This window comes from Yersinia kristensenii, assembly GCF_900460525.1.
In the GTDB taxonomy this organism is placed as follows: domain Bacteria; phylum Pseudomonadota; class Gammaproteobacteria; order Enterobacterales; family Enterobacteriaceae; genus Yersinia; species Yersinia kristensenii.
This window is the reverse complement of record NZ_UHIY01000001.1, coordinates 4,470,374-4,490,509: the sequence shown is the minus strand read 5'-3', so window position 1 is coordinate 4,490,509 and position 20,136 is coordinate 4,470,374. Positions and strand designations below refer to the sequence as shown.

The following is a 20,136-nucleotide window of genomic DNA, read 5'->3' as shown; positions in this document are numbered from 1 at the left end:
GTGGGACTCATGGACAACAATCAAATTCCCCAAGCCACGTCGCCTTTGGCCGCGTGGCTTTACTATCTTGAGCGTTTGCATTCTCAGCCAATCGAGTTGGGGCTGGAACGTGTTAAACAGGTTGCTGAGCGTTTAGATTTGCTCAAACCTGCTCCTAAAGTATTTACCGTTGCCGGTACTAATGGCAAAGGTACTACCTGTTGCACCTTGGAATCCATTTTACTGGCCGCTGGCCTGCGGGTCGGGGTATATAGCTCGCCTCATCTTCTGCGTTATACCGAGCGAGTTCGTATTCAGGGGCAAGAGCTGCCTGAAGCTGAACATAGCCACTCTTTTGCAAAAATTGAAGCTGGGCGCAAAGATATCTCACTGACTTACTTCGAATTTGGCACCTTATCTGCATTGCAACTGTTTAAGCAGGCTAAGCTTGATGTGGTGATTCTGGAAGTGGGCTTGGGGGGGCGTTTGGATGCAACTAATATTGTTGATTCGGATGTTGCCGCCATCACCAGCATTGCAATAGACCATACTGACTGGCTGGGATTTGACCGTGAAAGCATTGGCCGGGAAAAAGCAGGTGTATTCCGTGCAGGTAAGCCCGCGGTGGTAGGCGAGCCTGATATGCCACAGTCCATTGCAGATGTGGCTGCAAAACTCGGCGCACACTTGTATCAGCGGGATATTGCCTGGCAGTTCAGCCAGCAAGAAAAAAGCTGGGACTGGCAATGCGATGCTCGCCAGTGGAACAATTTGCCGCTGCCGAATGTGCCGCTAGCCAATGCTGCAACGGCGCTGGCGGTGTTGCATTATTCCGGGTTGTCATTGAGCGAAGAGGTGATTCGCCAAGGGTTGCAGACGGCGACTTTACCTGGGCGTTTTCAGAGGGTTAGCGAGAAACCACTGTTGATTTTGGACGTGGCTCATAATCCACATGCAGCGCGTTATCTGGCCGATAAACTGGCTAAATTACCCAAGCAGGGCAAAGTGCGCGCGGTAGTCGGGATGTTATCGGATAAAGATATTGGTGGTACGCTGGCATGCTTATCTGAGCAGGTTGATGAATGGTACTGCGCGCCGCTGGAAGGGCCGCGTGGGGCCAGTGCGGAGCAATTAGCCGAGCATCTGGTGCAATCACGTCAGTTTAGTCATGTCGAAACTGCCTGGCGTCAAGCTATGCAGGATGCAGAACCACAGGATGTGGTCATTGTCTGTGGCTCTTTCCATACAGTTGCTCATGTCATGGCAGCGTTGAATTTGTAACAGCTTGAATTGATAAAGCATTGAGGGGCGAGTGAGTGGCAAGTAAGTTCCAGAACCGTTTAGTCGGGACCATAATTTTGGTGGCTTTGGGCGTGATCGTGCTGCCGGGGTTGCTGGATGGTAAAAAGAAGCATTATGAGGATGAGTTTGCTGCCATTCCATTAGTGCCAAAGCCTGGTGATAGCCAAGAGATTGATGCGGTTCCGCCGATCAGTCAGCCTCTGCCTATTGCGCCGCCGGAAGGTGCCGCGCAAGCCGTGGAAGTCCCTAAAGATGATTCCGTCTCTCAGGCCGCTAATGATGCCGGTAATTTACCGTCTGAACCGACTATCGTGGCACCGCCACCGCTACAAAGTAAGCCGGTTGAAGTGAAACCGGTCGAGAAAAAACCGGCTGAGGTTAAACCAGCAGAAAGCAAGCCAACTGAGGTTAAGCCAGTTCCGGCCGAGAAAAAACCACAGGAAATTAAGCCAAAACCTGAGGTTAAACCGGATGTTCAGCCGGAAAGCAAACAGCCTGCGGAAGAAAAAGCGCCAGTGGGGCAGGCCTATGTTGTCCAACTGGGGGCGCTGAAAAATGCGGCTAAAGTGAATGAAATTGTTGCGACGCTGCGCTTATCAGGTCATCGGGCATTTACCGTGCCTGCAACCCCGGTTCAGGGCCAGATTACCCGGGTATTCGTGGGGCCTGACGCGTCAAAACAAAAGCTGCAATCGGCCTTGCCGGAGCTTAACTCATTAAGTGGTCTGAATGGGCAAGTTAAGCCCTATGGCACCGGGCGTTAATGTTTGAATAAGGGTTAAGACATCAGAGTTTATAGGGGTTTTAACACTAAGTTTGTGCGGCGATTGTTATTTTTAAAATCGCCGCACTTTAATTTGTCGTCGGTCATAATTCCTCTACGCAAACGTTTTCTTTTTCTGTTAGAATTCGCCGCGAACAGGATGCAGCGGCGATTTCGTCATTGGAATAGTCATGGTCTGGATTGATTACGTCATTATAGGAATTATCGGATTTTCTGCTTTAGTCAGCTTAATCCGGGGTTTTGTCCGTGAAGCATTGTCACTTGTAACATGGGGATGTGCGTTTTTTGTTGCCAGTCATTTTTACACTTACCTTGCTGTTTACTTCACCCGCTTTGAGGATGAAGTTGTTCGCAACGGAATTGCTATCGGCATTTTGTTCATCGCGACATTGATCGTCGGGGCTATTGTTAACTATGTGATTAGTTCGCTGGTTGAACGTACGGGATTATCAGGAACTGACAGAGTGCTAGGGATCTGTTTTGGGGCGCTGCGAGGCGTTCTGATTGTCTCTGCCATGTTGTTCTTTCTGGACACGTTTACCGGTTTCTCACAGAGTGTTGACTGGAAGCAGTCGCAATTAATCCCGCAGTTCAGTTATATCATCAGGTGGTTTTTTGACTACCTGCAGAGCACGTCGAGTTTCTTACCGAATCAATTACCGATTCGGAGCGGCTTATGAGGAAAAGACAACATGTGCGGTATTGTCGGTATCGCCGGTTTTGCACCGGTAAACCAGTCGATTTATGATGCGCTGACGGTGCTTCAGCACCGAGGCCAGGATGCTGCGGGCATCGTTACCATTGATGCCCATAATGGGTTCCGGTTGCGCAAAGCAAACGGCTTGGTGAAGGATGTATTTGAAACCCGGCATATGCTGCGCTTACAGGGGAATATGGGGATTGGCCATGTTCGTTACCCAACGGCAGGCAGTTCCAGTGCTTCCGAGGCTCAGCCTTTCTACGTTAACTCACCGTTTGGCATCACTTTGGCTCATAACGGTAATCTGACTAACGCTCACCAGCTGAGAAAGAAATTATTCGAAGTTTCTCGCCGTCATGTGAATACCACTTCTGACTCGGAAATTCTGCTGAATATTTTTGCCAGTGAAATAGACCGTTTCCAGCACTATCCGTTGGAGTCTGACAACATTTTTGCCGCTGTTGCCGCTACGCATCAATTGATTCGTGGTGCCTATGCTTGTGTCGCGATGATTATCGGCCACGGTATGGTTGCTTTCCGTGATCCTAACGGTATTCGTCCGCTGGTGATTGGTAAGCGCACTCTTGCTGATGGCCGTAATGAATACATGGTCGCGTCTGAAAGTGTGGCGCTGGATACCCTTGGTTTCGAATTCCTGCGTGATGTGGCGCCGGGCGAAGCCGTGTATATCACCGAAAAAGGCCAGCTGTTCACCCGCCAGTGTGCGGAGAATCCGAAATATAATCCGTGCTTGTTTGAGTATGTTTATTTTGCCCGTCCAGATTCCTTTATGGATAAAATTTCTGTTTACAGTGCGCGTGTGCGCATGGGCCAGAAATTAGGCGCAAAAATTGCCAAACAGTGGGAAGATTTGGATATCGATGTTGTCATTCCTATTCCGGAAACCTCCTGTGATATCGCGCTGGAAATCGCCCGAATTCTGGATAAACCGTACCGCCAAGGGTTTGTGAAAAACCGCTATGTTGGCCGTACCTTTATCATGCCGGGCCAGCAGGAACGCCGTAAATCAGTGCGCCGTAAACTGAATGCCAACCGCGCAGAATTTCGCGATAAGAATGTATTATTGGTGGATGACTCGATTGTGCGCGGTACCACATCGGAACAAATCGTCGAAATGGCGCGTGAAGCTGGGGCGAAGAAAGTGTATTTCGCCTCTGCCGCTCCGGAGATTCGTTTCCCGAATGTGTATGGCATCGATATGCCAAGTGCTAATGAGTTAATTGCACATGGGCGTGAAGTCGACGAGATTCGCCAGTTGATTGGTGCTGATGCGCTGATTTTCCAAGATCTTACTGACCTTATTGAGGCAGTGCGCGAAGATAACCCAGATATCGCTCAATTTGAGTGCTCAGTCTTTAACGGCGTTTACGTCACTAAAGATGTGGATCAAAGCTATTTGGAGTATCTGGAGTCGTTACGCAACGATGATGCGCAAGCATTGCGTAATCATAACGAAGCAGAGAATCTGGAAATGCATAACGAAGGGTAATCTTTCATGTTATGCCCGTTTACGGCAGATGGCGTAGGCAAGTAAATCAAAAATGAATCAAAAAGGTGCAACCAGCGTTCAAGCGCGGTGCACCTTTTTTTATGTAAGATAGCTTAGCGGCATGACTTGCTAATCCGTACCTGATGCGGCAAAGTTTGGCCTTATTCCGTTATGCTGCGCATAATTATTAGGCGGCTTTAGTTTGAGGTAGTTTTCCATGAAACGACTTATTATTGGCATAAGTGGTGCCAGCGGCGCCATTTATGGTGTTCGCCTGCTACAGGTGTTGCAACAGGTCGAGGGCGTGGAAACTCACTTGATTCTCAGCAATGCGGCGCGGCAGACACTAGCGCTTGAAACGGAGCTGAGTGTTAAGGAAGTGCAGGCGCTTGCGGATGTGGTACACGATTCTCGTGATATCGCCGCGTGTATCTCATCGGGTTCATTTAAGACCAGCGGCATGGTTATTTTACCCTGTTCAATCAAAACGTTATCAGGCATTGTCCATAGTTATACTGATGGCTTATTAACTCGCGCAGCTGATGTAATATTGAAAGAGCGCCGCCCATTGGTGCTATGCGTGCGTGAGACTCCACTGCACTTGGGCCATCTGCGGCTGATGGTACAGGCTGCTGAGTTGGGTGCGGTCATTATGCCGCCGATGCCTGCGTTTTATCACCGTCCGGAAACCATCGAGGATATTATTGATCAGACCGTTAATCGGATTATTGATCAATTTGATATTGAGTTACCTAAAGATCTGTTCACTCGTTGGCAAGGTGATAATTAACATTTACTCCCTAAATTGATACATTTGTGCAACATCGCACTGAAATGGGGCGCATTATGCACCACAATAATGCTGTTTCAGAATGTGCACTGTTGCATAGATTGCGTATTCAGCTTTTGTCTACAACCCCTATGCCTACATTGAGTGGTTTTTATGCCAATAAAGCAGTGATGGAATGAGCTTTCTCTCCTGATAATTACTGGCACGATTACTGCACATCGATTTATGGAAACTCGTTGTTAGGAACGCTAAGGGTTGTAGAGAAAACTAACGTGCTTTGGGCATCGAAAATCAATTTGAGGATTATGTATGAATAAGAAGATTTTGGTTCTGCCTTTAATATTAGCGTTGGCTGCTGCCAGCAATGCTTTTGCTGCCATTCCTAAAGATATCAAAATTGGTACAGATCCAACTTATGCTCCTTTCGAATCGAAAAATGCCAGTGGTGAATTGGTAGGTTTTGATATTGATATAGCAAAAGAGCTATGCAACCGTATTGATACCAAATGTACTTTTGTTGAAAGTGATTTTGATGCACTTATTCCCTCGCTGAAAGCTAAAAAAATTGATGCGATTATCTCTTCACTCTCTATTACTGAAAAACGCCAAAAAGAGATTGCCTTTACCGACAAACTTTTCGCGGCTAATGCCCGTTTAATCGCCCCGAAAGGCAGTAAAATTGAACCCACTTTGGTTGCTTTGAAAGGTAAGCGTGTTGGGGTATTACAAGGTTCTACTCAAGAAGCATTCGCCAATGCTGAATGGCAACCAAAAGGTATTGATGTTGTTGCCTACCAAAATCAGGATCTGATCTACTCTGATTTGGCTTCTGGTCGCATTGACGCAGCTTTCCAGGATGAAGTAGCAGCCAGTGAAGGTTTCCTGAAACAAGAGGCTGGTAAAGATTATGCCTTCGCCGGGCCATCAGTCAAAAATGATCAATTCTTTGGCATCGGTACCGGTATGGGTTTGCGTAAAGATGATGTGGAACTGAAAGCGGCACTGGATAAAGCCTTTGCAGAAATGCGCAAAGATGGCACCTACGACAAACTCGCGAAAAAATATTTCGATTTTGATGTTTACGGCGGTTAATTCCGCTGGCTGAAATAGCCCTTGCCCTAATTAGGGTGGGGGCTGTTATTAACCCAAAATCATTGACCAGACTCCTTACTCAGTAAAATAGGATAACCCAGATGCTGGATGGATATTCCAAACTGATATTTGAAGGTGCGCTGGTGACGCTGGAGTTGGCATTGTGTTCTGTGCTGCTGTCAGTGATTATCGGCTTAATAGGCGCCGGTGGGAAATTATCGTCAAATCGCCTTTTATCTGGCTTATTTGAATGCTACACCACGCTGATACGTGGTGTACCTGATTTAGTTTTAATGCTGCTGATTTTTTACGGTCTACAAATAGTCCTAAATAGCATTACTGAATCCCTCGGTTTTGAACAAATTAATATTGACCCTCTTTCCGCTGGGATTATCACTCTTGGGTTTATCTACGGAGCTTATTTCACTGAAACTTTCCGTGGCGCTTATATGGCGGTTCCTGTAGGCCAAATTGAAGCCGCAAGAGCATTTGGTTTCTCCTCTAGCCAGATTTTCCGCAGAATTATGTTTCCTGCCATGATGCGCTACGCGCTGCCAGGTATCGGTAATAACTGGCAAGTGATCCTCAAGGCCACGGCATTGGTCTCTATTCTGGGGTTGAATGATGTGGTCAAAGCCACTCAGTTAGCAGGGAAAGGCACTTATCAGCCATTCTTCTTCGCGTTGGTGGCTGGTGTGGTTTATCTGATTTTCACCACCATCTCGAATGGTGTTTTGCTGTGGTTGGAACGGCGCTATTCCCACGGAGTGAAGAGGGCCGAACTATGATAGAAATCCTACATCAATATTGGCAAGCCCTGCTTTGGAGCGATGGCTATCGATTTACCGGCATGGCTGTTACTCTGTGGCTATTAATTAGTTCAGTCGTGATGGGTGGGTTACTGGCAATTCCGTTGGCAGTCGCGCGGGTAGCCGAGCGGCGCTGGATTCGCTTGCCGGTATGGATCTTCACCTATATCTTTCGTGGTACGCCGTTATATGTGCAATTACTGATATTTTATTCTGGAATGTACAGCTTGGAGATAGTCCGAGGTAACGATCTACTTAATGCATTTTTTCGCAGCGGGTTGAATTGCACTATTTTGGCACTAACGCTAAATACTTGTGCTTACACCACGGAGATTTTCGCGGGCGCGATTCGTTCTGTGCCACATGGCGAAATAGAGGCTGCCAGGGCCTACGGTTTCTCACGTTTTAAAATGTATCGCTGTATTATTTTACCCTCCGCGCTACGCATCGCTTTACCAGCCTACAGTAATGAAGTGATTTTAATGCTGCATTCTACAGCATTGGCTTTTACGGCCACAGTGCCAGATATACTGAAAATAGCACGTGATATTAATGCTGCGACGTATCAACCATTTTATGCTTTTGGTATTGCTGCCGTACTTTATCTGATTATCTCTTTTACGCTAATTAGCCTGTTCCGCCAGGCGGAAAAACGTTGGCTGGCACATATAAAACCTCAGGCATCGCATTAAGTACGGAGAATTTTATGACTGATACATTAGAAACTAAAATAGTTGAAACCAAGTTGTCTGTGACGGAATTGCATAAACACTATGGCGAACATGAGGTCTTAAAAGGCGTTTCACTTTCGGCTAAAGCTGGAGATGTTATTTCCATTATCGGTTCCTCTGGTTCGGGGAAAAGTACTTTTTTACGTTGCATCAATTTCTTGGAAAAGCCCAGCGAAGGGTCGATCAGCGTCAATAACCAAAATATCCGACTGGTGAGAGATAAAGACGGGCAACTAAAAGTTTTTGATAAGAAGGAGCTACAATTACTTCGCACTCGTCTGACGATGGTATTCCAGCATTTCAACTTATGGAGCCATATGACGGTGCTGGAAAATGTGATGGAAGCCCCTGTACAAGTCTTGGGGTTAAGTAAATCCGTGGCGAAAGAGCGTGCGATTCGCTATTTGGATAAAGTTGGGATTGATGAGCGTGCGCGCGCTAAATATCCAGTGCATCTTTCTGGCGGTCAGCAGCAACGTGTTTCCATTGCTCGGGCATTGGCGATGGAGCCTGATGTACTTTTATTTGATGAGCCAACCTCTGCATTGGATCCTGAATTAGTTGGTGAGGTTTTGCGGATAATGCAAAAGCTGGCAGAAGAGGGGAAAACTATGGTGGTGGTGACTCATGAAATGGAGTTTGCACGTCACGTTTCCAGTCATGTTATCTTTCTGCACAAAGGCGTCATTGAAGAAGAAGGCCCGCCGACCGAGCTCTTTGGTAACCCCAAAAGCCCTCGTTTGCAGCAATTCCTGTCTGGTGCATTGAAGTAAGTAAGGGCTAGGCGGGATAGTTATTTTATCTATCCCGCGTTAATTCAATTAGGCGATTGGTTTATTCAGTACATTACGCAGGGCATCTTCTAACTCGAAATAACGGAAAGCAAAACCGGCTGCTTCTAAGCGTTTAGGTATCGCTCGCTGCCCACCTAATACCAGCGCTGCAGATTCTCCTAGTAATAAGCGAATAGCTGTCGCCGGGGTGCGAATAACCGCTGGGCGGTCGAGCACGTCAGCCAAAGTGGCAATAAATTGTTCATTATGTACCGGATAAGGGGAAACCATATTGAATGGGCCATTAAGTCCATCGGTCGTCAGTAAATAATAAATACCATGAACCATGTCATCAATATGTATCCATGGCAGATATTGACGGCCATCACCGATCGGCCCTCCTAACCCAAGGCGCAATAATGGTACCATTTTAGCTAACGCCCCACCGTGAGGGGCTAATACAATGCCGGTTCGTAGTAGGCAAACTCGAGTGTGTGCGCTCTCAGCTGCTCGAGCAAGGCTCTCCCAGCGTTCACATAACATATGGGTAAATTCATTCTGTGGTGCTTCATCTTCGGTGACCACTGCTTGCCCCTGATCGCCATAAAATCCGACCGCAGATCCTGAAATAAACACGGCGGGTGGCTGACTACTGGCCTTAATTAATGTCGTCAGTCTTTCGGTTATCTGCCAACGGCTTTGACACAAAATCTCTTTCTGTTGTGGCGTCCAGCGTTTTTCAGCAATAGGCTCGCCCGCGAGATTAATGACGGCATCAAAATCATTAAGGTCATGTTGGTCATTTAACGTTGACCAGCAGGTGACTTGTGAGCCAAGCACTTTATTTGCTCGTTGCGGATCGCGGGTTAGCACTGTTATTTGATGAGCTTGCGACAAAAGAAATGCGGTCAGACTGCGCCCGATGAGCCCTGTAGCCCCAGTGATTAAAATACGCATAGCTAATCTCCGTTTATACCCTTTTTACTTGTTACCTACCTGCAATTCCAAATTCTTTGGGGATAGCGGCAGTCTGGTTTCTTTTCAGCATAGGTTATCTCGCACTCTTCTCCTACGACACTGAGCACACCTTGAGTGAAATTTTTAACAAAATAAAAAATAATAACTAAATAAATTCCCCAATCGATCCGATAAATACAGTTATTACCAGGTTAGCTGTCAAGCCATCGGCGTTATGCGCTTTATGGCTTCTGACCGCAAACAATGGTTATAAGCCATATCGGTGACTTTAAGGCTGAGTTCGCGATTTTCTGCTAGAGTCAATATACTCATCGGAATGAAAAAGAGGCCATCAGTCTCTTTTGTCTTGTCATATTGAATGTTTTTATAAAAAAAATTTGAGTATTTCATGAAAACTGCCAGTGGCTTATAAAGCCTCCGGCTGAGGGGCAGGCTGCTGCTTTATTATTGTCCATACACTTTTCAGGTGCGCATGAAGCTAAACATTGAAGTTAATTGTTCTTATGTATGTGAACCTATATATAAGCAAGACGGTAGCTTATTAGCAGTCGAGCTATTAAGCCGATTTTCAGCCAAATCGGTAGATTTACCCATCGATGTTGAAAATTTTATTAATAAATTGGATATCAATGGAAAGACCGACTTATTCCAGGATCAACTAGGTGCTGTGAAAGCTTATAGCGAGTGGTTTATCACGCATAATGTCCTGCTTTCAATTAATATCGATTTTGACTTAGCGAGTGTGATTGTTGCTGATGAGCCGACTCGCCGGATGCTTGATGAACTGCCTTTTCTGCGACTGGAAATTATGGAGACATTCTCCAATTTATCTGATGGAATGAATAATCCACTGTTACGCGATTTGGCTGAGCGATATCCACTATGGCTGGATGACCTGGGTAGCGGAGGGTGCACCTTAAATGCAGTGACTGCTAATATTTTCGAATATGTGAAAATTGATAAGCATTTCTTCTGGCAGCACAACAAACATACTTTCCCGATTTTGATCAATAATATTAAGAAATATTGTCTCGGGGTGATTGTGGTTGGCGTAGAAAATGAGGATGAAGCGGAGCAACTCAAAGGCAGTAATATTGATGCAATGCAGGGGTACTTATTCAATCAGCTGACGCTGGATGAGTTGGTATCGCCGCCTTCTCTATAACGATCTTCCCCCTTTTGATCCCATACAACGCTGACAGTACTCTTTCATGTTGGCATTGTTTTTTACAATAACAGTTTTTTACGATAAAAGTTTTTTACGATAAAATTTTCTTATGGTGGATCGTGGCTTTTCTCGGATTAATCTGACTGATTGGATGATAGAATGAAGCCTTATTCAGTTCTCACTATGTATATCGGTGGTCGGTGCCACCTGATTTACTGAGAGTAGACCTAAGAGAAGACGATATCATGAAGTTAATGTTTGCTTCTGATCTGCATGGGTCGCTATCGGCCACTGAAAAAGTTCTGGAGATATTTGATCGGAGTGAAGCGCAATGGCTGGTGTTATTGGGGGATTTACTCAACCATGGGCCCCGGAATGCGTTACCTACGGGTTATCAACCCGCCGCGGTTGCAGAATGTCTTAATCCCTATAAAAACAAGATTATTGCTGTGCGCGGTAATTGCGACAGTGAAGTCGATCAAATGCTATTGCAATTTCCTATTATGTCCAGTTGGCAGCAGATTATAATGCCAGAAACACGTTTATTTTTGACGCATGGTCACCTTTATCATCCGGGGGCGCTTCCTCCATTGCGTAAGGGGGATGTCTTAGTCTATGGTCATACACATCTACCACAGGCAGAATGGCAAGATGACGTCATATGCTTTAATCCCGGCTCAGTTAGTATCCCGAAAGGGGGATATCCAGCGAGTTATGGCATGCTGGATGAGGGGGTTTTACAGGTTCTGACCCTACAAAATGATGAGCCAGTCACCCAGTTGGCACTAAAAACCATATAATATAATGAGTTGAAAACTCTTTGTTAACAATTGCGCGCGTATCACCGCGCCCAGATAGAAGGTTTCAGAGGATGGTGGAGCAAAATCCAGCAGCAGTCATCGAGTGGGTTGATATTGTTGATGAGCAAAATGAAGTCATTGCTCAATCCAGTCGTCAACAAATGAGAGCTCAACGACTACGCCACCGTGCTACCTATATTGTGGTGCACGACGGAATGGGAAAAATACTGGTACAACGCCGTACTGAGAGCAAAGATTTCTATCCCGGAAAACTGGATGCGACGGCGGGTGGCGTGGTGCAAAGTGGTGAAAACTACCTTGAATCAGCCCGGCGCGAGGCGGAAGAGGAGTTAGGGATTGCAGGAGTGCCTTTTGCTGAGCATGGTCAGTTCTACTTTGAAGAAGAGTGCTGCCGCGTGTGGGGGGCCTTATTCAGCTGTGTTTCCCATGGCCCATTCGCATTGCAGGCGGAAGAAATAGATGAAGTCCGTTGGATGCAGCCAGAAGAAATCACTGCACGTTGCGACGAGTTCACGCCGGATTCTCTGAAAGCCTTATCTCTGTGGTTAACCCGTAATAATGAACAAGATTACGGTAAAATTACCCCGCGCGAAGATTAATTTTGCTTAGTCATACGAAAGCCCCTTTTCAGGGGCTTTCGTATTTATGGTGCTTATCTCACTGTTTATCGGACAATCATTAACGAACGATAATACCCAGCAAAATACCCAGCGCACCGAAGTCAGCATCACTGAACGTGGTGTTAGCGAACCCGATATCACCTAATACTGGCAGCAGGAATACTGGCAGGAAGGTAATTAACAAGCCTTGAGCAAAGGCACCAAGAATAGCACCACGACGCCCACCTGTAGCATTACCAAACACCCCTGCGGCAGCGCCGACGAAGAAGTGCGGCACAACACCGGGAATAATCACTGTCATGTTCATCAAGTACAGGGCGAACATACCGATAAGACCAGCGGCAAAGCTGCTCAGGAAGCCAACCAATACCGCATTTGGTGCGTAAGGGAACACTACCGGGCAATCCAGTGCAGGTTTAGCATTGGGCACGAGTTTGTCGGAAATCCCTTTGAAAGCCGGTACGATTTCAGCAATAACCATACGCACACCTTGCAAGATGATGTATACACCTGCGGCGAAAGTAATGGATTGCATCAGTGAGAACATGAACCAGTTTTTACCGCCACTCAGGCTTTTCACCACTTCCGGCCCAGCAAATAAGCAGGTTACGACGAAAATGATACACATAGTAAAGGAGATAGCGACTGGCGTATCGCGCAAGAACAGCAGACTTTTCGGCACATTCATGTCTTCAGTCGAATGTTCTTTATTACCAAATTTACTGCCGATAAAACCCGCTAAGACATAAGACAGGGTAGAGAAGTGACCAATTGCCACGTCATCTGAACCTGTGACTTTCTTCATATAAGGGTGGGCAATGGCTGGGAAGAACACCATCGCAACCCCCACGACCAGGGAGCCGATAACAATCAGAGTCACACCACTAATGCCAGCAGTAGCCAGGATCACTGCTACCATCATCGACATAAACAACGTGTGGTGACCAGTCAGGAAGATAAATTTCCACGGCGTAAAGCGAGCAATCAGGATATTGATAACCATAGCGAAGAACATAATCATCGCCATTTCTTTACCGAAGCTCTTTTGCGCTACAGACACAATGGCTTCGTTATTTGGCACCACGCCCTGAATACCGAATGCATGTTGGAAGATGTTGGCGAAATCACCCAGAGATGACACTACCAAACCTGCGCCCGCACCTAAAATCACAAAACCCATAATGGTTTTTACGGTGCCTTTAATGCACTCCGTAACTGGTTTTTTCTGTGCAATCAGGCCGATCAAAGCAATCAGACCGACCAGCACTGCCGGTTCGGAAAGCACATCACTCATTAAGAAACGAAAGAAATCCATGCCAGCCCCCGCTTATAAAGCGCCTAATTCGGTTAATGCCACAGACAAACGCTCTTTCATGGCTTTTTTGTCGATCATGTTATCCAACGCTACAATTTTGCCGCCCACGGCTTGAGCCACTAATTGTTCGGCAATATCTTTGGTACCGATGAAAATGTCACTGGGTGTCCCTTTGGCGGAACCCAAATCGACATGATCCACTTCTGCCGTGACCGCCAATTCTTTCAGAATATTTTTGATGCTGATTTCCATCATTAGGCTGGTGCCTAAACCGTTACCGCAAACCACTGTAATTTTCATTTTCTTTCCCCTTAAAATTATTATCCGAACTTAATACTGAGATTAATAACGCGCAATTACGGACAAAATATCCTGCTGCGTTTTGGCATTAAGTAAGGCTTGTACATCGTTATCGTTATCGAACAACTGAGCGAGTTGAGAAATAGCCTCAATGTGGCTAGTACTGTCTGTCGCCGCTAACACTATGAGCAGTTTTACCGGATCGTTCCCTTCAGCATTGAAAGTGACGCCCTCGGTGATGACGGTTAAGGCCAGAGAGAGTTTATTCGCCCCTTCTTCCGGGCGGGCATGTGGCATGGCAATCCCCGGCCCAACCACGTAATAAGGGCCAATGGCCTCATGGGAGCGATAAATTGCCTCGACATAACGAGCTTCAATGGAACCATTATCAATCAATGGTTGGCATGAAATCGCGATGGCATCACGCCAATCTTTGGCCTGACTGACCACCTGAATGACGTCTGGCGTTAACAGTGTTTTTAACATGATATATATGACTCCCGATGACTGTTAACGTGAGAGTAGATATTTATCGTCGTCATTAATGTGATGAATATCTCATTTGATAGCGCTACCTGATAGCGCTATCAAAATTTGTGATAGCGCTATCATTTGTCACACCATGGGCTTTGGCTATCTCTAAATAAGCCATATACAATGCAATGTATTGTCGAGGGCCAGTGTGGGAAGGTTTTACTCAGGCAAGAATTTTAATTAGGCAGGAAATCAGCATGGAAAAAACGCGCAAGCGCCGTAATACCGGGCGGGTCACTCTATCCGATGTGGCGAATTACGCCGGGGTGGGGTCGATGACTGTTTCCAGAGCGCTGCGAACGCCGGAGCAGGTTTCAGATAAATTACGTGAAAAAATAGAACAAGCGGTTGAAACTCTTGGCTATATTCCTAACCGTACCGCTGGGGCATTGGCATCCGGTCATAGCGATACTGTGGCTGTTTTAATTCCGTCATTAACGGATAAAGCCAGTTCCCGATTTATGCAGGCGCTGCAACAGATTCTGAATAAAAATGAGTTCCAGCTATTGCTGGGTTGTCATGAATATAACCAGCGCAAAGAAGCTGAAATATTGATGACCTTGCTGCAAAGTAACCCTGCGGCGGTGGTGATATTTGGCTCACAGCTGGCAGATAAAACCTATCAATTACTCGAGCGCGCAAACATCCCCACCGTCAACGTCGTCGGTTCTTATTTCAAAGGGGCCCAAATTACTCTTGAGGCGGCTTTTTTTGAGTCGGCCTATGAATTAAGCCGTCATTTATTGGCGCGCGGCTACCATAATATTGGTTTTATCGGCGCGCATATGGATAACCGTCTGCAACGCCAGCAATTGAATGGTTGGCACAAGGCGATGCTGGAGCATTATAAAAATGCCGATCAAACGGTCACCACGCCCGAAACGGCCAGTTTACAGTTTGGCCGCTATGCTCTGACCGAAATACTCCAGCGTCAGCCGGAATTGGATGCGGTGATATGCAGTCATGAAGATATTGCGCTCGGCGTATTATTTGAATGCCAGCGGCGGCTTTTGAAAATTCCCAGTGGTATTGCGGTGGCGTGTTTAGACGGATCTGACAGCTGTGATCAAACTTACCCGACTCTAACTTCAATGCGTATTGATTACAAAAAGATGGGGAAAGAAGCCGGTAAGATGTTGATTGATTTGCTGGATAATGACGAACATGGCGAGGCACAAGAGCCCGTAAGCCAAAGTTTTAGCTATAAATTTGAACTGCGGCAAAGTACCTAAAAAAGCTAACCCAGTATTTTAGCCACCCAACAAAAACGCCAGCACAAGGCTGGCGTTTACTTTGAGCAACTTAACCCGAAGATTAAGAGGCGCTCGCGTCAGCCTGAGCTGATTGAATGGCGGTCAATGCCACGGTATAGACGATATCGTCTACCAGCGCACCACGGGACAAGTCGTTAACTGGCTTGCGCATGCCTTGCAGCATCGGCCCGATAGAGATCAGGTCGGCAGAACGTTGTACCGCTTTATAGGTGGTGTTACCGGTGTTCAGGTCTGGGAAGATGAACACCGTCGCTTTACCTGCAACCGGTGAGTTCGGCGCTTTGGATTTAGCCACATCAGCCATGATTGCCGCGTCATACTGCAACGGGCCATCGATGATCAAATCTGGGCGTTTTTCCTGTGCCAAACGGGTTGCTTCGCGAACTTTTTCTACATCGCTGCCTGCACCTGAGTTACCGGTGGAGTAAGAGATCATCGCCACACGCGGTTCGATACCGAATGCCGCCGCAGAATCAGCTGATTGGATAGCAATTTCTGACAATTGCTCAGCCGTTGGATCTGGGTTAATCGCACAGTCACCGTAAACCAGAACTTGGTCAGGCAGCAGCATGAAGAACACGGAAGACACCAGCGAACTGCCTGGGGCGGTTTTGATCAACTGTAATGGTGGGCGGATGGTGTTCGCGGTGGTATGAACCGCACCAGACACCAGACCGTCAACTTCGCCTTTCTCTAGCATCAGGGTGCCGAGAACCACGTTGTCTTCCAGTTGTTCACGAGCGACCACTTCGGTCATGCCCTTGCTCTTACGCAGCTCCACCAGACGTGGAACATACAGCTCACGCACAGCAACCGGGTCGATAATTTCAACGCCTTTACCTAGCTCAACACCTTGAGCCGCAGCAACACGTTGAATCTCTTCTGGATTACCCAGTAGCACGCAAGTCGCAATGCCGCGCTCAGCACAGATAGCCGCCGCTTTAACGGTACGTGGCTCATCGCCTTCTGGCAGCACGATACGTTTGCCCGCTTTACGCGCCAACTCAGTCAGCTCATAACGGAATGCTGGTGGAGACAGGCGACGTGAGCGCTCAGACGTGGCGCTCAGAGAGTCGATCCACTCACTGCTGATATGGCTGGCAACATAGTTTTGCAGCTTCTCAACACGCTCATGGTCATCTGCCGGAACTTCCAGATTGAAGCTTTGCAGGCTCAGGGATGTCTGCCAGGTGTTGGTATCAACCATAAATACTGGCAGGCCAGTTGCAAAAGCGCGCTCACACAGTTTTTCGATTGGCTTATCAATTGCGTAACCGCCGGTCAGCAGAATGGCACCGATTTCAACGCCATTCATCGCCGCCAAACAAGCAGAAACCAACACGTCTGGGCGGTCTGCTGAGGTTACCAGCAGAGAACCCGGACGGAAGTGTTCCAGCATGTGCGGGATACTACGGGCACAGAATGTCACCGATTTAACGCGGCGGGTTCTGATGTCGCCTTCGTTAATAATGCGTGCATTCAGGTGATTACACATATCAATCGCACGGGTCGCAATCAGCTCGAAGCTCCATGGCACGCAACCCAGAACCGGCAGCGGGCTATTGGCAAACAGCTGTTTTGGATCGATGCTTGCCACACTGGCCTTGGTGGAATCATCAAAGATTTCAGACAGGTCAGGGCGGGTACGGCCTTGCTCATCAACGGGTGCATTCAGTTTGTTGATGATAACGCCGGTGATGTTTTTGTTTTTGCTGCCACCGAAGCTGGAACGAGCCAGTTCGATACGCTCTTTCAATTGGTCTGGTGAATCATTACCCAGCGCAATTACAAACACGATTTCCGCGTTCAGCGTTTTGGCGATTTCGTAGTTCAGCGCATTAGCAAACTGATGTTTGCGCGTTGGCACTAAACCTTCAACCAGAACCACTTCGGCGTCTTTGGTGTTTTCGTGGTAACGGGCAACAATCTCTTCCATCAACACATCTTGCTGGTTAGAACTCAACAAGGTTTCCACATGGTTCATATTCAGCGGCTCAGCAGCAGTGATGCTGGAGTTCGCGCGAATGATAGTGGTGGTTTGGTCAGGTGCATCGTTACCAGCACGTGGTTGCGCAATGGGCTTGAATACGCTCAGGCGCACACCTTTTTGTTCCATGGAACGGATGACACCCAAGCTGACGCTGGTTAAACCAACGCTGGTGCCGGTAGGGATCAACATTATTGTACGGGACACGGCTAAACCTCTTTACGGTTATGCCCTTCGTCCTTGAAGCCGCAGGGTTGTTGGCTACGCTCATGCACCCGAATCACTGACTAGTCGTTGACCTTACAGTCAATAAGCTCATCGGGATTTATTCGCTTGCCGCCTACCTGCAACTCCAATGACTTTGGGGACATCCTTCGTCCTTGAAGCCGCAGGGTTGTTGGTTACGCTCATACACCCGAATCACTGACTAGTCGTTGACCTTACAGTCAATAAGCTTATCGGGATTTATTCGCTTGCCGCCTACCTGCAACTCCAATAACTTTGGGGATATGTCGAAAATGCTTACGCGGTCAGACGGGCTGCGTCTTGCGCGATGACCAACTCTTCGTTGGTTGGGATAACCAGAGCCAGGCGGCTGCTATCTTTGGTGATGGTGCCAGATTTGCCAAAGCGTGCTGCCATGTTGCGTTCGTGGTCAATTTCAAAGCCCAGTAAGCCCAGTTTGTCCAGGGTCAATTCACGCACCATAGCTGCGTTCTCACCGATACCGCCAGTGAACACAACGGCATCCAAACGGCCATCCATCAGCGCAGTGTAAGCACCGATATATTTTGCCAAGCGGTGGCAGAATACATCCATTGCACGTTTGGCATCTGCTTTGGTGTCATAGTTGTCTTCAACATAACGGCAGTCACTGGTCACTTCAGTCAGACCCAACAGGCCAGATTCTTTGGTCAACAATTTGCTGATCTGTTCCATGCTCATACCCATGGCATCATACAGATGGAAAATGATTGCTGGGTCGATATCACCACTACGGGTGCCCATGACCAGGCCTTCTAGTGGTGTCAGGCCCATAGAAGTATCAACACATTTGCCGTTACGCACCGCAGTGACAGAGCCGCCGTTGCCCAAATGGCAAGTAATGACATTCAGCTCTTCCAGTGGTTTGTTCAGAGTTTTTGCTGCTTCCTGGCTCACATAGAAGTGGCTGGTGCCGTGTGCGCCATAGCGACGGATACCGTTTTCTTTGTATAAGCTGTACGGCAGGGCGTAGAGATAAGATTCTTCCGGCATAGTCTGGTGGAAGGCAGTGTCAAAGACTGCAACATTTTTATCAGCCAGATTCGGGAAAGATTTCAATGCTTCAGCGATACCGATCAGGTGCGCTGGGTTATGCAGAGGTGCAAACGGGATGGAATCTTTGATACCCTGAATAACTTCTTCGGTAACGATAGCTGAAGCAGTGAATTTCTCGCCACCATGTACAATACGGTGACCGATAGCTGTCAGCTGAGCAGAAAGCTCTGGTTTTTGTGCCAGAATAGTATTAACAATGAAATTCAGTGCTTCGCTGTGTGCTGCACCAGCACCCAATGCTGCTTCCTGTTTGCCACCATCAAGTTTCCATTTGATGCGGGCTTCTGGCAAATGGAAACATTCGGCTAAACCAGAGAGGTGCTCTTCACCGTTGGTCGCATCGATGATAGCAAATTTCAGGGAAGAGCTACCGCAGTTAAGAACCAGTACTAGCTTACTCGACATGGAAGTACCTATTTATAGTCGTGTTCGATGTTTGTTTTTGACATGACTGATGCTATTAATGCATCAAGGGGACAAAAACAGCGAAAAACACATGGTTAATAAAACGTCAATCTATCCAAAAGCGTAGCGCATATTGGTGTCGACATTAATGATTAACATCATGCGATAGCAAAAAAGCATGATGATAGAAAAATCGCGTAGTAAACGTTAAGTACAAACGTTAATGCCTGGTGGTAAAACCTGCGCGATTTAACAAAATTGATTTAAATGCCGCAAAAAATTGACATATTTAGTGTCATCTTCTAGCGGCCAAAAGGCCGGACTAGGATACCGATAGCGCCGCCTAAAAACAAAATATATTTAACAGACTAATTTTTAGTTTGTGGATTGCAAAAAAAATTTAATCTTTGCTTGTGAAGTTGAGGTGAGCTATGACAACAAAACCTTCTGATACTGTAAGTTGGTTTCAGGTACTCCAGCGCGGTCAGCACTACATGAAGACCTGGCCCGGCGATAAACGCCTTGCTCCGATGTTTCCAGAAAATCGTGTGGCGACGGCGACCCGCTTTGGTGTTCGCTTTATGCCGCCGCTGGCTATCTTTACGCTAACCTGGCAGATAGCTCTGGGTGGGCAATTAGGGCCTGCCATCGCCACGGCATTATTCGCCTGCGGTTTACCCCTACAAGGATTATGGTGGTTAGGTAAACGTGCTATTACACCGCTACCGCCAACATTATTGCAATGGTTCCACGAAGTGCGGAACAAGCTGGCTGAAGCAGGGCAGGCTGTCGCGCCGATCGAACAAACGCCGACTTATCAATCTCTGGCGGACGTGCTCAAGCGCGCTTTTAAGCAGTTGGACAAAACGTTTCTTGATGATTTGTAAAACGAATGACGGGCTATTGTCTTTTATGATGTGTCGTGCGGCATTGTCGGGGAAATA

Annotated in this window: 20 protein-coding genes; 14 read left to right on the top strand and 6 right to left on the bottom strand. The window is 47.2% G+C overall.

The features are described 5' to 3' along the window. The first annotated feature begins 9 nt into the window (after nt 1-9). The 9 genes from folC (at nt 10) to hisP (ending at nt 8,470) form a co-directional block, all read left to right on the top strand. Nucleotides 10-1,260, top strand: a complete 1,251-nt coding sequence (gene folC, locus DX162_RS20860; RefSeq protein ID WP_004391608.1) for a bifunctional tetrahydrofolate synthase/dihydrofolate synthase — start codon at nt 10-12, stop codon at nt 1,258-1,260. A 35-nt stretch (nt 1,261-1,295) separates the two neighbouring features. After that, nucleotides 1,296-2,045 carry a cell division protein DedD gene (gene dedD, locus DX162_RS20855; RefSeq protein WP_098080924.1) on the top strand — a complete coding sequence of 250 codons (750 nt, stop codon included), beginning with the start codon at nt 1,296-1,298 and terminating at the stop codon, nt 2,043-2,045. Nucleotides 2,046-2,235: 190 nt separating this feature from the next. Beyond that, nucleotides 2,236-2,745 (top strand): colicin V production protein, encoded by a 510-nt coding sequence (gene cvpA / locus DX162_RS20850; RefSeq protein ID WP_004391612.1) that lies wholly within the window; start codon nt 2,236-2,238, stop codon nt 2,743-2,745. Nucleotides 2,746-2,757: 12 nt separating this feature from the next. Further along, the gene (gene purF / locus DX162_RS20845; protein ID WP_004391613.1) at nt 2,758-4,275 is read left to right on the top strand and encodes an amidophosphoribosyltransferase; all 1,518 of its coding nucleotides are present in this window, start codon (nt 2,758-2,760) and stop codon (nt 4,273-4,275) included. A gap of 217 nt (nt 4,276-4,492) precedes the next feature. Then, on the top strand, nt 4,493-5,065 hold the full coding sequence (locus DX162_RS20840) for a UbiX family flavin prenyltransferase (RefSeq protein ID WP_004391614.1): 573 nt from the start codon (nt 4,493-4,495) through the stop codon (nt 5,063-5,065). 309 nt (nt 5,066-5,374) lie between these two features. Further along, nucleotides 5,375-6,157, top strand: coding sequence for a histidine ABC transporter substrate-binding protein HisJ (hisJ, locus tag DX162_RS20835; RefSeq protein ID WP_098080921.1), 783 nt, complete (start codon nt 5,375-5,377; stop codon nt 6,155-6,157). A 101-nt stretch (nt 6,158-6,258) separates the two neighbouring features. Then, nucleotides 6,259-6,945 (top strand): histidine ABC transporter permease HisQ, encoded by a 687-nt coding sequence (locus DX162_RS20830; protein ID WP_004391618.1) that lies wholly within the window; start codon nt 6,259-6,261, stop codon nt 6,943-6,945. After that, nucleotides 6,942-7,658, top strand: coding sequence for an ABC transporter permease (locus DX162_RS20825; protein WP_032820323.1), 717 nt, complete (start codon nt 6,942-6,944; stop codon nt 7,656-7,658). Before DX162_RS20830 ends, DX162_RS20825 begins: the two co-directional genes overlap by 4 nt. A gap of 14 nt (nt 7,659-7,672) precedes the next feature. Next, a complete protein-coding gene (gene hisP / locus DX162_RS20820; protein WP_004391622.1) occupies nt 7,673-8,470 on the top strand; it encodes a histidine ABC transporter ATP-binding protein HisP in 798 nt (265 codons plus the stop codon). 48 nt (nt 8,471-8,518) lie between these two features. On the opposite strand, the gene DX162_RS20815 is transcribed toward hisP, so the two are convergent. Beyond that, on the bottom strand, nt 8,519-9,427 hold the full coding sequence (locus DX162_RS20815; RefSeq protein ID WP_004391623.1) for a TIGR01777 family oxidoreductase: 909 nt from the start codon (nt 9,425-9,427) through the stop codon (nt 8,519-8,521). A 493-nt stretch (nt 9,428-9,920) separates the two neighbouring features. On the opposite strand from DX162_RS20815, the gene DX162_RS20805 reads away from it, so the two are divergent. The 3 genes from DX162_RS20805 (at nt 9,921) to yfcD (ending at nt 12,036) form a co-directional block, all read left to right on the top strand. Next, nucleotides 9,921-10,613: an EAL domain-containing protein gene (locus tag DX162_RS20805; RefSeq protein WP_004391625.1), complete on the top strand. Its 693-nt coding sequence runs from the start codon at nt 9,921-9,923 to the stop codon at nt 10,611-10,613. Between the two features lie 248 nt (nt 10,614-10,861). Further along, nucleotides 10,862-11,416: a phosphodiesterase gene (gene yfcE / locus DX162_RS20800; RefSeq protein WP_032820325.1), complete on the top strand. Its 555-nt coding sequence runs from the start codon at nt 10,862-10,864 to the stop codon at nt 11,414-11,416. A gap of 71 nt (nt 11,417-11,487) precedes the next feature. Continuing rightward, nucleotides 11,488-12,036, top strand: a complete 549-nt coding sequence (gene yfcD, locus DX162_RS20795; protein ID WP_004391627.1) for an NUDIX hydrolase YfcD — start codon at nt 11,488-11,490, stop codon at nt 12,034-12,036. Between the two features lie 79 nt (nt 12,037-12,115). Here yfcD and DX162_RS20790 read toward each other — a convergent pair whose 3' ends face one another. The 3 genes from DX162_RS20790 to DX162_RS20780 are packed head-to-tail and all read right to left on the bottom strand — an operon-like array spanning nt 12,116 to nt 14,158. Then, entirely contained in the window at nt 12,116-13,372 is a 1,257-nt protein-coding gene (locus DX162_RS20790; protein ID WP_004391628.1) for a PTS ascorbate transporter subunit IIC, read from the bottom strand. Between the two features lie 12 nt (nt 13,373-13,384). Continuing rightward, a complete protein-coding gene (locus DX162_RS20785) occupies nt 13,385-13,672 on the bottom strand; it encodes a PTS sugar transporter subunit IIB (protein ID WP_004391630.1) in 288 nt (95 codons plus the stop codon). A gap of 42 nt (nt 13,673-13,714) precedes the next feature. After that, nucleotides 13,715-14,158 (bottom strand): PTS sugar transporter subunit IIA, encoded by a 444-nt coding sequence (locus tag DX162_RS20780; RefSeq protein WP_004391631.1) that lies wholly within the window; start codon nt 14,156-14,158, stop codon nt 13,715-13,717. A gap of 245 nt (nt 14,159-14,403) precedes the next feature. Between DX162_RS20780 and DX162_RS20775 the strand changes: the two genes are divergently transcribed. Further along, nucleotides 14,404-15,438 (top strand): LacI family DNA-binding transcriptional regulator, encoded by a 1,035-nt coding sequence (locus tag DX162_RS20775; RefSeq protein ID WP_032820326.1) that lies wholly within the window; start codon nt 14,404-14,406, stop codon nt 15,436-15,438. A gap of 82 nt (nt 15,439-15,520) precedes the next feature. On the opposite strand, the gene pta is transcribed toward DX162_RS20775, so the two are convergent. After that, nucleotides 15,521-17,659, bottom strand: coding sequence for a phosphate acetyltransferase (pta, locus tag DX162_RS20770; protein WP_004391633.1), 2,139 nt, complete (start codon nt 17,657-17,659; stop codon nt 15,521-15,523). A gap of 330 nt (nt 17,660-17,989) precedes the next feature. Next, entirely contained in the window at nt 17,990-19,192 is a 1,203-nt protein-coding gene (gene ackA / locus DX162_RS20765) for an acetate kinase (RefSeq protein WP_004391634.1), read from the bottom strand. 431 nt (nt 19,193-19,623) lie between these two features. On the opposite strand from ackA, the gene yfbV reads away from it, so the two are divergent. Beyond that, entirely contained in the window at nt 19,624-20,079 is a 456-nt protein-coding gene (gene yfbV, locus DX162_RS20755) for a terminus macrodomain insulation protein YfbV (protein ID WP_032820327.1), read from the top strand. Nucleotides 20,080-20,136: the final 57 nt, after the last annotated feature.

Excerpts from the sequence above, each read along its gene's own strand:
- ackA (WP_004391634.1), bottom strand. The coding sequence starts at position 19,192 with ATGTCGAGTAAGCTAGTACTGGTTCTTAACTGCGGTAGCTCTTCCCTG.
- DX162_RS20785 (WP_004391630.1), bottom strand. The coding sequence starts at position 13,672 with ATGAAAATTACAGTGGTTTGCGGTAACGGTTTAGGCACCAGCCTAATG.
- hisP (WP_004391622.1), top strand. The coding sequence starts at position 7,673 with ATGACTGATACATTAGAAACTAAAATAGTTGAAACCAAGTTGTCTGTG.
- DX162_RS20805 (WP_004391625.1), top strand. The coding sequence starts at position 9,921 with ATGAAGCTAAACATTGAAGTTAATTGTTCTTATGTATGTGAACCTATA.
- hisJ (WP_098080921.1), top strand. The coding sequence starts at position 5,375 with ATGAATAAGAAGATTTTGGTTCTGCCTTTAATATTAGCGTTGGCTGCT.
- yfcD (WP_004391627.1), top strand. The coding sequence starts at position 11,488 with ATGGTGGAGCAAAATCCAGCAGCAGTCATCGAGTGGGTTGATATTGTT.
- DX162_RS20830 (WP_004391618.1), top strand. The coding sequence starts at position 6,259 with ATGCTGGATGGATATTCCAAACTGATATTTGAAGGTGCGCTGGTGACG.
- purF (WP_004391613.1), top strand. The coding sequence starts at position 2,758 with ATGTGCGGTATTGTCGGTATCGCCGGTTTTGCACCGGTAAACCAGTCG.
- cvpA (WP_004391612.1), top strand. The coding sequence starts at position 2,236 with ATGGTCTGGATTGATTACGTCATTATAGGAATTATCGGATTTTCTGCT.
- DX162_RS20825 (WP_032820323.1), top strand. The coding sequence starts at position 6,942 with ATGATAGAAATCCTACATCAATATTGGCAAGCCCTGCTTTGGAGCGAT.
- DX162_RS20780 (WP_004391631.1), bottom strand. The coding sequence starts at position 14,158 with ATGTTAAAAACACTGTTAACGCCAGACGTCATTCAGGTGGTCAGTCAG.
- pta (WP_004391633.1), bottom strand. The coding sequence starts at position 17,659 with ATGTTGATCCCTACCGGCACCAGCGTTGGTTTAACCAGCGTCAGCTTG.
- DX162_RS20775 (WP_032820326.1), top strand. The coding sequence starts at position 14,404 with ATGGAAAAAACGCGCAAGCGCCGTAATACCGGGCGGGTCACTCTATCC.
- DX162_RS20840 (WP_004391614.1), top strand. The coding sequence starts at position 4,493 with ATGAAACGACTTATTATTGGCATAAGTGGTGCCAGCGGCGCCATTTAT.
- yfbV (WP_032820327.1), top strand. The coding sequence starts at position 19,624 with ATGACAACAAAACCTTCTGATACTGTAAGTTGGTTTCAGGTACTCCAG.
- folC (WP_004391608.1), top strand. The coding sequence starts at position 10 with ATGGACAACAATCAAATTCCCCAAGCCACGTCGCCTTTGGCCGCGTGG.
- DX162_RS20790 (WP_004391628.1), bottom strand. The coding sequence starts at position 13,372 with ATGGATTTCTTTCGTTTCTTAATGAGTGATGTGCTTTCCGAACCGGCA.
- yfcE (WP_032820325.1), top strand. The coding sequence starts at position 10,862 with ATGAAGTTAATGTTTGCTTCTGATCTGCATGGGTCGCTATCGGCCACT.
- DX162_RS20815 (WP_004391623.1), bottom strand. The coding sequence starts at position 9,427 with ATGCGTATTTTAATCACTGGGGCTACAGGGCTCATCGGGCGCAGTCTG.